The sequence below is a fragment of the Natronosalvus halobius genome (assembly GCF_024138145.1).
GTDB classification, from domain to species: Archaea; Halobacteriota; Halobacteria; order Halobacteriales; family Natrialbaceae; genus Natronosalvus; species Natronosalvus halobius.
Genome location: NZ_CP099997.1, coordinates 1,790,071 through 1,804,985 on the forward strand (window position 1 = coordinate 1,790,071; position 14,915 = coordinate 1,804,985).

Sequence of the window (14,915 nt, forward strand, 5' to 3'; positions counted from 1 at the left end):
TCGCTGCTCGTTTATCGCCACTCGCCACTCGCTGCTCGCAACCGACGAGTACTCGTGGCTTCGTCCGATAGCCACGGGCATGAGCGGACTCGATGTCGATCCCGTCGACGAGACCGACGCGACGAACGAGGACAACACGATCGAAGTGACGCCGACGGAATCAGTCGACGACGGGGCCGACGAAGATGTGGACGCGGACGCGGACACAGACCGACAGACCATCGACGTCGAGCCATCCGACGAACCCGTCGACGGCCCCGCCTACGTCCTCTACGGCGGGAAAGGCGGCGTTGGCAAGACGACCATGGCCGCCGCGACGGCACTCGACAGCGCGAAACGTGGAACCGCGACGCTCGTCGTCTCGACCGACCCGGCTCACTCCCTCTCGGACACCTTCGAGACCGAGATCGGGACCCGGCCCGAGCGCCTTCGGGAGGACATTCCGCTGTTCGCTGCCGAGATCGACCCCGATGCGGCCTTAGAGGAGGGGCAGGCCGCATTTATGGCCGAGGGCGGCCCCGACGCCCTGGGCGGCCTCGGCCAGTTCATGGGTGAGGACACGCCGATGGACATGCTCTTCGGAGGAACGATGCCGGGCGCCGACGAGGCCGCTGCGATGCAGACCCTCCTCGAGTACCTCGACGACGACCGGTTCGACCGCGTAGTGGTCGACACCGCGCCCACGGGCCACACCCTCCGGTTGCTCCAGTTGCCGGAGATCATGGACACCATGATGGGCCGGATCATCAGCTTTCGCCAGCGCGTCGGGAGCATGGTCGACGGGATCAAGGGAATGTTCGGCGATGCCGGCGAGGCAGACGAAAACGACCTCCAGGACCTCGAGATCCTCCGGGAGCGCATCGAACGCCTTCGTGCCGTGTTGCAGGACCCCGAGCGAACCGACTTCCGGATCGTCATGGTCCCCGAGGAGATGAGCGTCCTGGAGTCGAAGCGACTGCGCGCCCAGTTGAACGAGTTCGACATTCCGGTCGGCACCGTCGTCGTCAATCGGGTGATGGAGCCGCTGGCTGAGGTCACCGACGACGTCGAGGGCGAGTTTCTGCAGCCAGATCTCGACTCCTGTGCGTTCTGCCAGCGCCGCTGGGACGTCCAGCAGAACGCACTGATGGAGGCCCAGGACCTCTTTCGCGTGACCGACGTGCGGCGAGTGCCGCTGTTCGCCGAGGAGGTCAAGGGCGAGTCGATGCTCGAGGTCGTGGCGGCCTGTTTGCGGTGAACTCAGCTAACGCCAAGGAGAACCAGTCCGAACCCGACGAGCGTAATCACCACGCCCGACCCCTTCATCACGCGAATTCGGTCATCTCGCGAGACGCCGGCCGAGGCCGCGGCGCCGACCCCGCGTTCGGCCTGCGCGTCGACCATCCGCGGTGCCATCCGAATTCCGGCGACGCCGCTTAGCACTAATGCTGCGCCGACGACGGCGAGGACGTTCATCGACGTCCGGCCTCCGTTCGGGGTAGTTCTCTGGATGGAGCAGGTCTCGAGGAGCGGAGGATTCGTCGAGCGATCATACGTGTCTGGACGGGGCACCTCGAGGGGCAAAGGCGCCCCGATATCGAGTACCGTTCGTCGAACGTACGACCGGCGCCGTGGGTGGTCGGACAGCCGAGTGACGAATCCGACGACCGAGTGACGAATCCGACGACCGAGTGACGAATCCGACGGCCGAGTGGGCGCCGAATCGAGTGCCGCGAACGGTGGACGGCCGGGCGAAAAAACGGGACCCCTAAATACGCGGAGACGAACCCTCCTCTAGAGACACGTGTCATCGCCGCCGTTCCCTCGTCCGATCGAGACGCGCTCGCGGTTCGCCGGATTGCTGGCAGCGACCGCCGTCGGCGTCTACCTCCTGGTGATCGTCGGCGCGACCACGTCGCTGACGAACGCCGTCACCGCGTGCACATCCTGGCCGGTGTGTGCCCCACCCACCAACCCACTGAGCCAGACCGAACTCGCGATCGCGTGGGGCCACCGCATCGCCGCCGTCCTCGTCGGCCTCCTGCTGATCGGCACGACCCTCGTGGCCGCAATCGGCGACGCCACCCAGCGCGTCCGTTACGCCCTGTACGCCGCCGTCGCCCTGTACCCGGTCCAGGTCGCCGTCGGTGCCGCCACAGCGACGATGGGACCACAGGCGCTGATCCCTGGACTGCACCTCACCATCGGCGTCACCATCTTCGCGTTCGTCGTCCTCGCGCTCGCGTGGGACCTCGAGGTCACCACCGGCTCGAGCGACGACCGAATGGAGCCGCCGGAACCGATCGACACCGGCGACGCCCCGCCCCGACAGCTTCCCGACGGCGGGCTCGCCAGAGTCCGGCTCACCGCCTACGCCTACTTCAAGATGATGAAGCCGCGGCTCATGTGGCTGCTGTGCCTGGTCGCCGCCGCTGGTATGGCGCTGGCCGCTGGCCCGGACCTCGAGGCCTCGACCATCGTCGCGACCCTCGGCGGCGGCGTCCTCGCCATCGGCGCCTCGGGAACGTTCAACCACGTCCTCGAGCGCGACGTCGACCAGCAGATGTCCAGGACGGCCGACCGGCCGCTGGCGACCGACCTGATTCCGGTTCGGAACGCCCTGCTGTTCGGATTGTTCCTCACGGCTGCGTCGATGACGGTCTTCCTGTCGATCAACGTGCTGGCGGCCGCCCTCGGTCTCGTGGCCATCCTGTTCTACAGCGTCGTCTACACGCTGTTGCTCAAGCCGAATACCGTTCAGAACACGGTCATCGGCGGGTTCGCCGGCGCGCTTCCGGCGCTCATCGGCTGGGCCGCCGTCACCAACGAGATCGGCGTCCCCGCCCTGGCACTGGCGGGCCTGATCTTCCTCTGGACGCCCGCGCACTTCTACAACCTCGCGCTGGCCTACCAGGACGACTACGCCCGCGGCGGGTTCCCGATGATGCCCGTCGTTCGAGGCGAAACCGTCACACGAAAGCACATCCTCTACTACATCGGGGCGACGCTCGTCGGCGCGGTTGCACTCGTCTGGCTCACGGATCTCGGCGCACTCTACTCCGTCACCGTCGTGTGCTTCGGCGGTCTCTTCCTCTGGTTCGCCGTCGACCTCCACTTCGAGCAGACCGAACGGGCCGCGTTCCGCGCGTTCCACGCCTCGAACGCGTTCCTCGGGGCTGTCCTCGTGGCGATCCTGGTCGACGCGCTCGTCGCTGTCGGCGCGTGATTTCGGGGAGTAACCAGCTGTTATCGATTCCGACGCACTCGAACCGACCGTGTCCCTCGAGCCCGCGTTTTCCTGATCCCCTGACTCGTCGATAATGGCTGATTAGTCGTCCAGGCCGCCGATCGTCGACCCCTGTGGCAGTCGCAGTCCGCAGAGCAAACCTTCGAAGCCGCGAGACGGCGGGTCGAACGGTCGTCCGCCTTTTTGGGCGTCCTGGTCGGAGCCGACTCGAGGATCACTATGAGCGACTCATCACACGGTTCGACAGACGCGGGAACCGACGACCGAACGACCCGAACGGCGACGCGGGGGAATGCGAGTGGCCAGAAGTGGCTCAGCGGACTCGTCTCGTTGATCGGGATCTGGATCGCGGTCTCGCCGTTCGTTTACGGGACGGCGGAGACGGCCACCTGGAACAACGTGCTCGTGGGCGCGTCGATCTTCCTGCTCGCCGGCTACAACTACTACCGGATCCAGACGGCTCACCCCTCCAGTACGCCCGCGATGTCACTCGTGGCCATCCTGGGACTGTGGGTGTTACTCTCGCCGTTCGTGCTCGCGTACGGGACCGATACCGGTGGCGCCTCCTGGAGCACCATCGTCTCGGGTGCCCTGACGGCGCTGCTCGCTGGGTACGTCGCCTACGCTGGGGGCCGCACGCCGACCGGCGCTGGAGCGGACGCGGCCGACGGTGCCCGGTGACGGCGTCCATCAGCGGGACGGTCGAGGGTGCTCGCTGACAGTGTCTGCCTGGCGAGACGGCCGAGGGCGTCTCGAGGATGTGACCGATCGCACCGAGCGCGACCCGACACCGCCCTCGGACCCAAATCTACCTGACTTCCGGCAGCACCGTCTCCGCGTAGAACTCGATCGCGCGCTCTTCCTCGTCGCCGATCTGGTGGACGTAGACGTGGTCGAATCCGGCCTCCACCGCCTCCTCGAGCGAGTCGACGTGTGCGTCGGGATCGGGATCGGTCACCGTCGATCCCTCCGCGATGTCCTCCTTCTCGACCATCTGGGTGGCCTGCTCGAAGTGGGCTGGACTCGGAAGCGCCTGGCTCAACTCGCCCGGGAGCGCGCCGTTCGGCCACATTTCGTACACCGTGTCGACCGCCTCCTCCTCGCTGTCGGCGTAACAGACGTCGAGCTGGGTGTAGGTCGGTCCGTCTCCGCCGGCGTCCTCGTAGGCCTCGATGACCTCCTCCTGCGGGCCGACGGTCCAGAGGCCATCACCTTCCGCGGCGGCCATCCTGGCAGTTTTTGGACCGAACGCCGAGACCACCACGTCGGGGTCCTCGTCGGGCACGGTGTAGAGCCTCGCGTCCTCGACCGTGAAGTGCTCCCCGTGGAAGCTTATCGGCTCGCCCGTCCAGAGTTCGCGCATGACGTGGATGGCCTCGTCGAGCATCTCGAGGCGAACCGAGTGCTCGGGCCAGCGCTCGCCGACGACGTGCTCGTTCAGGTTCTCGCCGGTTCCGACCCCGAAGGTGAACCGGCCGTCGGCCAGTTCCTGGACCGTCGCGACGGCCTGGGCGACGTTGACCGGGTGGATGCGGACGATGGGACAGGTGACGCCGACGCCAATTTCGATCTCCTCGGTTTCGCGGGCGATCGCGCCGAGCGTGCTCCAGACGAACGGGGACTCGCCCTGGGCGCTAATCCAGGGGTGGAAGTGATCCGAGATGGAGACGAAGTCGAAGCCGGCCTCCTCGGCGGCGACCGCGAGGTCGACGAGTCGGTCGGGGCCCTGTTCCTCGCTCGAGAGCGTGTACCCGAACTGGGTCATAGTCACCCATTTCACCGGGACGTGCGTAGTCGCTTCACTTGCACTCGCCACTCGCCTGCGGTGATCGTCTCGAGGCTAGCCGGGACTCGAGCAGCCGATTCGGACGCGTTCAGCAAGCCGAGACGGGCCCGATCGGCGGCGTGAATGGCGGCGATGTCGGAACCCGCTCGCGCGAGCGTCCCGCGATGGGACGTAAAACTGGAGAACGTCGCTCGGGGCCGGACTACCCCGAGACGCCGCCGAAGGAGAGCCCGCTCTCGATGTAGCGCTGAGCGAACATGTAGACGAAGACGATGGGCGAGGCGTACACCAGTGCGAACGCCGAGAACCGCCCCCACGGCACCGTGTAGGTGTCGACCAGGCTAAACAGCCCGACGGGGAGCGTGTAGTTCTCGGGGCGCAACACCAGCTGGGCGACGATGAACTCCATCCACCCGGTGAGGAAGATGAAGATGAAGATCGTCGCCAGCCCCGGCTTCGCCAGCGGCAGGACGATCTCCCAGGCGACGCGGAACGGGGAGGCCCCGTCCATGATCGCCGCCTCCTCGTAGGAGACCGGGATCGAGTCCATGTACGTCTTCAACAGCCAGGTGTTGAACGGTACGGCCATCGCCGCGTAGTAGACCGCCAGCACGAGTTTGTTGTTGGTGAGCCCGGTGCTCGAGAAGATCGTGTACAGGGCGATCAGCGCCGCGATGCCGAGGCCACCGCCGATCTGGGTGAACAGAATGTAGCCGTAGAGCAGTTTCATCCGGCCCGCGAACTCCCGGCGGGAGAACGCGTACGACGCTGGAACGATGAGCGACATGGCGATCACGACAGTGGCGACGCCGATGTACAGGCTGTTCCAGAAGTACCTGGGGAAGTCAGACGTCGTGTCGACGTAGTTGCTCGCGTCGAGGAAGACGATTCGTGGCCACTCGAAGTAGTACACGACGTCGGTGAAGGGAACGGCGATCCGGACGATTGCGCCGGGAATGAACAGATCGCCGACGACCCAGACGAACGCCTCCGGGCTGAAGTCCTGGGGGATCAGGCCCGCGCTATCGGTGGAGTACAGCGTGGCACCGTCTCCCTGCAGGGCGATCATGAGCACCCAGTAGATGGGGATCAACAGCACGAAGACGAAGACGAGCGTTGCGAGCGTCGAGAGGGCGGGAATCAACACGTCCCGCGGCGAGATCGTTCCCCGCTTGACCCCCTCGATCGTGTACTCCACATCGGCCCGGAATTCGGCTGGTTTGTCGATTGCCGTGCGTACGTCGCGTGCGAGTTTTCGGCGAATGCTTTCGAGCATCGTCATGGTTAGTTCACCCCCTCCGCCAGCTGTCCCTTCCAGACCGCGGCGAGCATGAAGATGCCGATGAAGACGACGGCGGTCATCATGATCGCGGCCCCGGCCCCGTAGGCGTCGAACGTGAACGCTTCACGGTAGCCGTACAGGATGATGAGTTCGTTCGCTCGACCCGGTCCGCCCCGGTTGAACACGTAGGGAATCAGGAACTGGGTGAACGACGCCGCAGCGGTCAGGATCGCCGCGAACATCACGGGCCGTTTGATCGACGGCACGGTCACGTTCAGGAACCGGTGAACGAAGCCGGCGCCGTCGACCTTCGCGGCGTCGATCAGATCGTCCGGGACGGCCTGGAGTGCGCTCACGGTGATGATGACCATGAAGGGATACGCCAGCCACATCTCGGTCAGCAGGTAGGTCCCGAACGCGAGCCATCGGTCGTTGAACCACGATTTCGGCGCCATGCCGAAGACGGCAATCGCCTGGTTCGCCAGGCCGAATCGGGCCGAACTGAATACGCCCCTCCAGATCGTGATCGTGAAAATCGGCGGGAGCGCCCACGGGATGATGATGATCGACCGGAGATACCGCTTCCCGCGGACGCGGTCGCTCGTCACGAGCATCGCGAGGAACAGTCCGAACGCCACTTTGAGTGTGACGCTTATCGCGACGAACAGCCACGTGATTCCGAGCGAGTTCCAGAACGCAGGATCGGACAGAACTGACACGTAATTTTCCAGACCGACGAAGTTCTCCACCCCACGCAGGCCGAAGAAGCCGGTTATTCCGCCGGGGCCGTCCTGGAAGACAGTCGCCGGTTCGGCGTCCGTAAAGGAGAGGTAGATTGTAAACAGAAGCGGGAAGAACATGAACAGCGAGAAGAAAAACAGGCCCGGTAAGACCAGGAGCAACGCGCTGTTTTCACTGATCCACTCCTGCGTCGACTCCGGTACTATCGCACGGTATCCGTCCCGTGAGCGCGCTCCGACTGAGGAAAGGCTCATTGTGGTAGTCAGACGTTCAGTTCCAGGCGTCCTGAATTTGACTCTCGGCGTCGGCCATCGCGTCTTCGACGGACTTGTTGCCGTTGAGGGCCTCGAACCACTCGGTCTCGAGCGGTTCCCAGACGGCCTGGAAGTCGGCGGCGGTCGGCATCGGGTTGCCCTGGTTGACGGCCGCGGAGAAGCCCTGCAGATTTTCGGACAGTTCACCGGATTCCTCGCCGTCGTCCGCGAAGGCGTTGTGGACTGGGATGAACCCGTGTTTGTCCGCCTGTTCGGCGATCAGGCTCGTGTTGGTCGTGTACCACTCCGCGAACCCGATCGCCGAGTCGGCTCGCTCCTGGTCTTCGTCCATTGCGGCGGCGAAGTAGAACAGCTGGACGCCCGTGAACGGGCTGGGCTCGTTGCCCTCGACCTCGGGCCATGGTGCGATGCCGTAGTCGAGGTCGTTGTCCTCGAAGTTTCCGAGGTTCCACGGGCCGGTGATGAGGAACGGCGAGTTGCCCTCGATGAACACCGACTGCTGGGCCTCTCCGCCGGGGTCGGCCGGCATGTAGTCCCAGACGTTGTCGATGACGTACTGGAAGCCAGCGATGGTCTCGTCGTTCGTGAGTCCGAGTTCACCCGACTCCTCGTCGTAGTAGTAGCCACCGAAGCCGTGCGGGAACGCGCTGACGTGGTAGGCGTCCATCGGCCAGGTGAAGCCGTAGGTGTTGTCCTCGGGTGCGTGGTACTCTTCGGCGACCTCGAGCACTTCCTCGAACGTCTCGGGCGCCTCGTCGACGTACTCCTTGTTGTAGACGAGAGCGACGGTTTCGGCTGCGAATGGCAGGCCGAGGGTCGCGCCGTCGTAGCGCGCCGAGTTCGCGTTCTCCCCGAAGTACTCCTCGGGATCGATGTTGAGGTTGTCGCTCTGGTCGCTCAGGAAGCCGTTTTCGTAGTACTTGCCGACCCAGTCGTGAGCCCAGACGAACAGTTCGGGACCGTCGCCGGCGGGAATCGACGCCGTCGTCTGGTCCTCGAGTTCCGACACCGCTTCCGGGCTGATCGTGATGTCGTAGCTGTCGTTGAACTCCTCGATGTACGAGTCGAAGGAGTCCTGCTCACCTTCGCTGAGGTCGTGCCAGAGTTCGGCCTCGCCGGAGACGCCTTCGGGTTCGACGGTCGGCCAGTCCTCGTCGTCCTCGTACTCGCCGTTGCCGTTGCCGTTTCCATTGCCGTCCCCGTCCCCGTTCCCGTTCCCATCACCGTTGCCGCTGGGGTCTTCGGTACTGATACATCCTGCGAGAGCGCCTGCCGCCGAGGCACCCGCGAGATACTTCACCAGCGTTCTCCTGTCCATTGTCATGGTGAATACGTGATGAATTATGACTTCACCTATTTAGTCCTTTGGATGCGGATGCCAATCACACACGTGGTTACGGAGCGCCTCGTTCCGGGCGAAGGACCTCAGTCGCCGTCTCGAGGGCCCAGACGTCCTCCCCGACGCTGACGGCGACGACACGCATCGGTGACAGTGCATTGTCCTTCTCGAGCGAGAACCGTCCATTCGTGACCGCTCTCGTCTCAATTCCTGCGTCCGTCTGCACGACGAGGTAGTCGCCATCGGTGGTGCCCGAGACTGTCTTGCCATCGATCTCGACCTCGAGCGTCGGGGTTATCGAATCGCTCGATGTGCGGCTCTGACGACCTCGCTCGCGAAAAAAGTCCGCGACGATTTCGGGCGTTTCGACCGGACGTCCGGCGTCCATCGAGTGAGCGAGCCGAACGTACTGGGCGCAACTCCACGCCAGGGGCGTCGCAGCCGCCGTTCCGCTACCGAACGTCCAGCTGAACTCGGTCGTCTCCTCGCCGTCCCAGACCTGTTCTGGAAGCATCCGGCCGCTGTTGGCGAAGCCGGTCATCGTCTCCAGGAGGGCCTCCGGCTCGAGGTCGGCGTCGGTCTCGTCGGCGAGCAGTTCGTACTCGCCGCGCTCGCCTGTGAAGATCGGCCACAGTCGTCCCTTGCCCTCGTGCGTGAGGGACCAGGGTGCACCCGATCCGTCCGGCCCGTCGGCGGTCTGTTCGCCGTAGCCGTCGCCGTTGTAGCGGTACCAGGCGGGGCCGTGAGGGGTGTCGACGCGAATCGTTCCGTCGACGACGGCGAGCGAGTTGCGGACGACCTCGTCGTCCCAGGGAACGATTCCCAGCCGAACGAGCTCGAGAAAGCCTGCGTCGACGATTTCGCGTTCGTCGAGCGTTGGGCCGCCGTTGGCGAGGGTCCGCTCGCTCGCCTCGTCCGGTCGCCCGTCCGCGCTCACGCGAACGTAGTAGGGCGCGTCGTGCTCCTCGGTTCCCGAGTCCGTGGCGCACCACTCCTCGACGCCGCGCGACCAGTCGTCGGCGACCGCGAGGTAACGGATGGCATCCTCGTCGGCGCCCTCGCGGTCGGCGAACCAGGCCGCACAGACGAGCGCGGCGACCTCGGCGGCGATCGTACTCGGGGAGTAACCCGCCTCCTCCTCCCATCGCTCCTGTTCGCTGTCGGGCCCGCTTCGCAAGATGTACTCCGCGATGGATCGCACGTCCTCGTAGTCGTAGCTGGCTCGATCGAGCCCGTAGCCGTGGCGATTCGCGAGCTGGTAGGCCATGACGGCCGGGAACGAGACGTTGTCCAGTTGCTCGCCGCCCCACCGCGTGGTCCCCTCGAGGTAGGTGTTCTGCGGGAGGAAGCCGTCGTCCTCGATCTGGTAGCGAAAGAGGTACTCCGTGGCGTCGATCGCGCTCTCGACGTCGCCCATCGCCTCGAAGGCGGTCGAGACCTGGTAGAGGTCCCGCGACCAGACGAAGTTGTAGCCGTAGTCCGCCGCTTCGGTGGCCTCGACGCCGGTTCCCCAGGGAACTGAGGGAGATGCGAGGCCCGCCCCGACGAACGTCTTGTCCTCGACGGCCTTGAGAGTCATCGCCGCGAAGTCGTACTGGACGCGCCGGTCCGGATCGTCGGCGACGCTCGCGGGGACGTCCAGGTCAGCGAGATACGACTGCCAGGAGTCGACGTAGTCCTCGCGGATCGTCTCGAAGCCGCGCTCGAGTGCTCGCGTTGCTTCCACTCGGGCCGCGTCCACGTCCGCGTCGGTCGCGAATCCGAGCGCGACCTCGGTCTCGAGGGCAGCAACGCTACGCCCGACGCGAGCGCCGAATGAGACGATTTCCTCGCCCGAAGCCGCGGCGCCGGCGTCCCCCTCGAGCGGCTCCATTCCGTTCTCGCCACCCTCGCGGACCGCCGCCCAGTCGAACCCGTCCGCGGCCTCGAGTGCCAGCGCCACGCGGTATGGCTCACCGTCCTGGTCGTGGATGACAGTCGATCCGCCGCCGGTGTCGGAGACGGCGAGGCCGTAGTCGTCAGTATCACCCACGCGTTCGGCGCGGGTGTGAACGCCTCGTGCGGATGGCGTCGGCTGGCCGACGACGTAGACGTCGTACTCGGTGGGTGCGTTGGCCGCGTCGAAGACGAGCGAACAGCACAGCGCTTCGCTCTCGGTATCGACGGCGGTTTCGACGGTCAGCGTCCAGTCGTGGCCCGCCGCCGTCTCGCGAAACCGGTGTTCGTAGACGAGTGCGTCGTCGGCCGTCGGCGTCACGGTGCGCTCGAGCGTATCGGTCGCGCGCTGGGTCGGTCGACTCGTTCGTGCCACGTAGCCGTCACCGTCGGTGACGACGAACGACAGCGTTCGCAGGTTCATCACGTCCACGCGCGGGAACCGCGGTTCGGTGATCGCTCCGTCGGTCAGGGTACACCAGACGCGCGTTGGGTCCTCGGTGTCGTAGTCGTGGGGCGTCTCGAGTCCGTACGTTTCGCCGCTCGCCCAGCTTACGGTGGGAAATCGATTCGAGTCGTCGTGGGTCGAATTCGGTGTCGTCATGAGTGTCGGTCGTGGCTGCTCGCGCTGTCAGGACGGCCACGCGACTCTTTGGACGTTCCCGAGGGTCGAGACGGCGCGTTGACCGTGAGCGCCAGCAACCGCTGACGTTCGATACTGTGTCTCACACCGCCGCTGGTAAAAGTACTACGAAATAGTGCATCATTCGTTCGAAATCGAGGAAAAGAATTATATGTGCGATTCACTCACACCTAGGAAATGGCGAGTCTGAGAGTCGAGAACCTCCGAAAGGAGTACGACCGCGGAGCAATCGTCGCCGTCGACGATCTGAACCTCGAGGTCGAGGACGGCGAGTTCGTCACCGTCGTCGGGCCGTCGGGGTGTGGGAAAACGACGACGCTGCGCATGATCGCCGGCCTCGAGAAGCCGACGAGCGGGTCGATCTCCCTCGGCGACGAGGACGTTACGAACCAGAGCGCCCGGAACCGGGACATCGCGATGGTGTTCCAGAACTACGCGCTCTACCCGCACAAGACGGTCTTCCAGAACATGGCTTTCGGCCTGCGAATGAGTACGGACCTGTCGAAAGCCGAGCGAGCGGAGAAGGTCCAGTGGGCAGCCGAGATGATGGACATCGAGGAACTCCTCGATCAGAAACCCGACGAACTCTCCGGCGGCCAGAAACAGCGCGTCGCCCTCGGGCGAGCCATCGTCCGTGAGCCCAAACTGTTCCTGTTCGACGAACCGCTCTCGAACCTCGACGCGAAGCTCCGGACCACGATGCGCGCCGAGATCCAGCGCCTCCAGGACGAACTCGGCATCACCTCCGTCTACGTTACCCACGACCAGGAGGAGGCGATGACCATGGGTGACAAAATCGTCATCCTCAACGACGGCGAACTCCAGCAAGTCGGCGCGCCGACTCACGTGTACGACGAACCCGCGAACGCGTTCGTCGGCGGCTTCGTCGGTTCGCCCTCGATGAACTTCATCGACGTCGTCGCCCGCACGTCCGGCAACTCGCTCGTCCTCACCGACGGCGCAGACTTCCGCTTCTCGCTGTCACCCGAGTACGCCGCCGATATCGACGTCCAGGACGGACAGCCGGTCACCCTCGGCATCCGCCCCGAGGACGTCTACACGGCCGATCCCGGTTCGGACGGCATCCAGACGACGGTCGACGTCCTCGAGCCGATCGGGAGCGACAACTACCTCTACCTCGACGTCCAGGAGGACTTCATCGCTCGCGTCAACGCCGACGTCAAGCCAACCGTGGGCGAGAGCATCGAGATCACGTTCGACGAATCGAAGATCCGACTCTTCGACCGGGACACCGGCGAATCCTTGCTCCACCCCCAGCGACGTGAGCCGGCGACCCCGGAAGCCTGATCGCGTTTTTCTTCGCGTCCGCGAGTCGATACTCGAGTTCCGTCGTGCACAATCGCGGCGACCCGGAGTTGCTTCCCGGGTCGACTCACGTTCGATCGGCCAGCGGAGACTCCGCTCGACGGAGGAGGGTAGAATTCGTGATCGGTATCCACGGGGTTCGACCCGACACGAGCGTCGACGTCGGGACGGAACAGCCGATCAGTTCGAGACTGGCGTCGAATGCTCCGGCCGAACCGGTTCGCCGATCTCGCACAGCTGCGCGATCGTCGCCAGCCGGAGCGCGTGAGGCCACCCGAGCGGCGTCGCGCTGTCGGGGGTGCCGTCGTCGAAGACCTGCTCTGGCAGGTAGCCCGACTCGAGGCAGAGACTCCCTCCAGGGAACAGTTCCGCGAGGAGGTTGCGGGCGCGCTCGAGGTACGTGTCGTCCCCGAGCAAGCGAGCGAGCGAGACGGCGGCGTTGGCTCCCCAGGCCGTCGAGACGGTCCAGATCTTCTCGTCTGCCTGCGTTCGGGTGCGCCAGTCGTCGCCCTCGAAGCGGATCAACCCGGTGACGGCGTCGGTCTTCCGGGCGAGTCCGTCCAGCGTCGCGTCGACGTGCTGGCGGAGTCGTTCACGGCGTTCGTCGTCGACCGACTCGAGCACGTCGTAGGCCGCGTGGGCGTCGACGAGTGCGAACGTGCTCGAGTCCAGCCGCGCGTCGAGGTCGCCGTCGCGTTCCCGGAGCGCGTAGATGCCGCGGTCGTCGTCCCAGAGCCGATCGAGGCCGCGGTAGACGGTCCGCGCCTGCTCGCGGGCGTGTGCTCGCAGTTCCTCGTCGATGGGGGCCGCCGCGACGGCGGCATACGCGTGGAGAAACGTCGCGGCAGTGTGGGTGAAGCGCCCGGCCATGTTCTCCCAGGCGTTCTGGCAGGCGACCGGCAGCCCGTCTTCGGCGAGGGTGTCGTCGAGCCCAGCGAGCCCTCGGTCGATGATGGGTTCGGCCTCGCGAGCCCGTTCGTCGCTCGTCCCCGCGTACGTCGCGAGGTACGAGAGGACGCTGGCGGTCTGGTCGGCCTGGTAGTCCACGCCGTCGCCACCGATATGGTCGTTCGCCCAGCCGGGCGCGAGCGAGCCGTCGTTCGGCCAGACCCGGTGGGGCCAGGTGCCGTCCTCGAGCTGGACATCGGCGTAGAAGGACGCGCTGTGTTCATGGACGGTCTCGAGGTTCAGGTCGAGGGCGTCCGCGCTCTCGAGGAGGAAGCGGGCGATTTCGGCGTCGTCGCGGAACCAGGTGTAGCCGTAGCCCCCGGAGTACTCGTAGTGAGGGTCGAAGTCGGGGCCGGCCATGCGACTGCCGCGCTCGCTCGAGAGGACGCCGAGGACGCGGAGGTCATCGACGACGGCTCCGTGCTCGAGGTCCGCTGTCTCGGTCTCGGTCTCGGTTTCGGTCTCGGTCTCGGTCCCGGTCTCGGTCCCGGTCCCGGCATCGGCGCTTCCCTCCCGACCCGCGGAAATCGAGGGCGCCGCCGCCCGGATCGATTCGACGTCAGCGAGTGCGGTCGTTCGTTCGACGAGGTCCTCTACGACGGCCGACGACTCGGGCGCGTCGGTGAGACGGCTGACGACCGTCGCGCTCCCGTCCTGGAACGGCACGAAGCCGAGCACGTACCCGCCGAGTCGGCCGTCCTCGTACTGGCCCGTCTCCTCGCCTCGGGGGAAGTCCACGGGTTCGTCGTCGAGAACGTCCGCCAGTCGTTCGGGAAGCTGACCGCCGACCGTCTCGAAGCGGGGTTCGCTCGTCAGGAAGTCGTGTTCCGCTCGATGGTACACCTCGACGACGCCCGGGTCGTCGTAGACGAGTTGCCCGATCCGGTCGTCGCGTCCCCCTGGCGCGAACGAGACGAACGCCGCGAGCGCGTCGGCGCTCCCCTCGGCGACGGTGACGTGGGTCACGTGCAAATCATCGAGCGTGAGGTCAAGGCGCTCCAGTTCGAGTCTAATGTCGAGGTCGCGGTCCTCACCGGCGAAGGTCGTCTCGACCAGCGCTGTGTCGTCGACGTAGGTCTGGGACGTCGTCTCGAGTCCGTCGAGCCACTGTATCTCGCCGTCGACCCGGACGCCGAACCGGGAGCGGTCGATGCCGTAGCAGCCAGTGAGCGGATAGGAGAAGTCTCGAAGCGTTCCATCTCGGCCGACGTGGACGGTTCGGCCGGCCAGTCCAGAGAAACGGCCGCTCGTGGTCCGGCGCTCGCCGGGGAACACGGTCGGGGACCCCTGGTGTCGTTTGTAGTCGTCGAGCGCGGCGCGTAGCGTCATTGACTCTGACCACGAACGGCGGGTACAAAAGTATGTTGTAAAATTAGTTCACAGTTGATCATGGCGTAGCGGGTCGGAGACGGCC

11 protein-coding genes are annotated in these 14,915 nt (G+C 65.6%); 4 read left to right on the plus strand and 7 right to left on the minus strand.

Annotation, left to right across the window (positions count from 1 at the left end; all coding sequences use genetic code 11):
• Nucleotides 1–79: 79 nt before the first annotated feature.
• The gene (locus NGM15_RS08815; RefSeq protein ID WP_253429642.1) at nt 80–1,237 is read left to right on the plus strand and encodes an ArsA family ATPase; all 1,158 of its coding nucleotides are present in this window, start codon (nt 80–82) and stop codon (nt 1,235–1,237) included.
• 2 nt (nt 1,238–1,239) lie between these two features.
• Here NGM15_RS08815 and NGM15_RS08820 read toward each other — a convergent pair whose 3' ends face one another.
• The gene (locus tag NGM15_RS08820; RefSeq protein ID WP_253429645.1) at nt 1,240–1,455 is read right to left on the minus strand and encodes a hypothetical protein; all 216 of its coding nucleotides are present in this window, start codon (nt 1,453–1,455) and stop codon (nt 1,240–1,242) included.
• A gap of 328 nt (nt 1,456–1,783) precedes the next feature.
• Between NGM15_RS08820 and NGM15_RS08825 the strand changes: the two genes are divergently transcribed.
• Together NGM15_RS08825 and NGM15_RS08830 are read left to right on the plus strand one after the other, a co-directional pair.
• Nucleotides 1,784–3,205, plus strand: coding sequence for a heme o synthase (locus tag NGM15_RS08825; RefSeq protein WP_253429647.1), 1,422 nt, complete (start codon nt 1,784–1,786; stop codon nt 3,203–3,205).
• 240 nt (nt 3,206–3,445) lie between these two features.
• A complete protein-coding gene (locus NGM15_RS08830) occupies nt 3,446–3,907 on the plus strand; it encodes an SPW repeat protein (RefSeq protein ID WP_253429650.1) in 462 nt (153 codons plus the stop codon).
• Nucleotides 3,908–4,034: 127 nt separating this feature from the next.
• On the opposite strand, the gene NGM15_RS08835 is transcribed toward NGM15_RS08830, so the two are convergent.
• From NGM15_RS08835 to NGM15_RS08855, 5 genes are all read right to left on the minus strand, one after another.
• The gene (locus NGM15_RS08835; protein ID WP_425494438.1) at nt 4,035–5,006 is read right to left on the minus strand and encodes a TIGR03557 family F420-dependent LLM class oxidoreductase; all 972 of its coding nucleotides are present in this window, start codon (nt 5,004–5,006) and stop codon (nt 4,035–4,037) included.
• Nucleotides 5,007–5,214: 208 nt separating this feature from the next.
• Entirely contained in the window at nt 5,215–6,294 is a 1,080-nt protein-coding gene (locus NGM15_RS08840) for a sugar ABC transporter permease (RefSeq protein ID WP_253429656.1), read from the minus strand.
• A 2-nt stretch (nt 6,295–6,296) separates the two neighbouring features.
• The gene (locus NGM15_RS08845; RefSeq protein WP_253429658.1) at nt 6,297–7,289 is read right to left on the minus strand and encodes a carbohydrate ABC transporter permease; all 993 of its coding nucleotides are present in this window, start codon (nt 7,287–7,289) and stop codon (nt 6,297–6,299) included.
• Between the two features lie 16 nt (nt 7,290–7,305).
• On the minus strand, nt 7,306–8,628 hold the full coding sequence (locus NGM15_RS08850) for an extracellular solute-binding protein (protein ID WP_253429661.1): 1,323 nt from the start codon (nt 8,626–8,628) through the stop codon (nt 7,306–7,308).
• 76 nt (nt 8,629–8,704) lie between these two features.
• On the minus strand, nt 8,705–11,188 hold the full coding sequence (locus NGM15_RS08855; protein ID WP_253429664.1) for a glycoside hydrolase family 15 protein: 2,484 nt from the start codon (nt 11,186–11,188) through the stop codon (nt 8,705–8,707).
• Between the two features lie 216 nt (nt 11,189–11,404).
• On the opposite strand from NGM15_RS08855, the gene NGM15_RS08860 reads away from it, so the two are divergent.
• Nucleotides 11,405–12,535, plus strand: coding sequence for an ABC transporter ATP-binding protein (locus tag NGM15_RS08860; protein WP_253429667.1), 1,131 nt, complete (start codon nt 11,405–11,407; stop codon nt 12,533–12,535).
• A gap of 198 nt (nt 12,536–12,733) precedes the next feature.
• On the opposite strand, the gene NGM15_RS08865 is transcribed toward NGM15_RS08860, so the two are convergent.
• Nucleotides 12,734–14,830, minus strand: coding sequence for a DUF7997 domain-containing protein (locus NGM15_RS08865; RefSeq protein WP_253429669.1), 2,097 nt, complete (start codon nt 14,828–14,830; stop codon nt 12,734–12,736).
• Nucleotides 14,831–14,915: the final 85 nt, after the last annotated feature.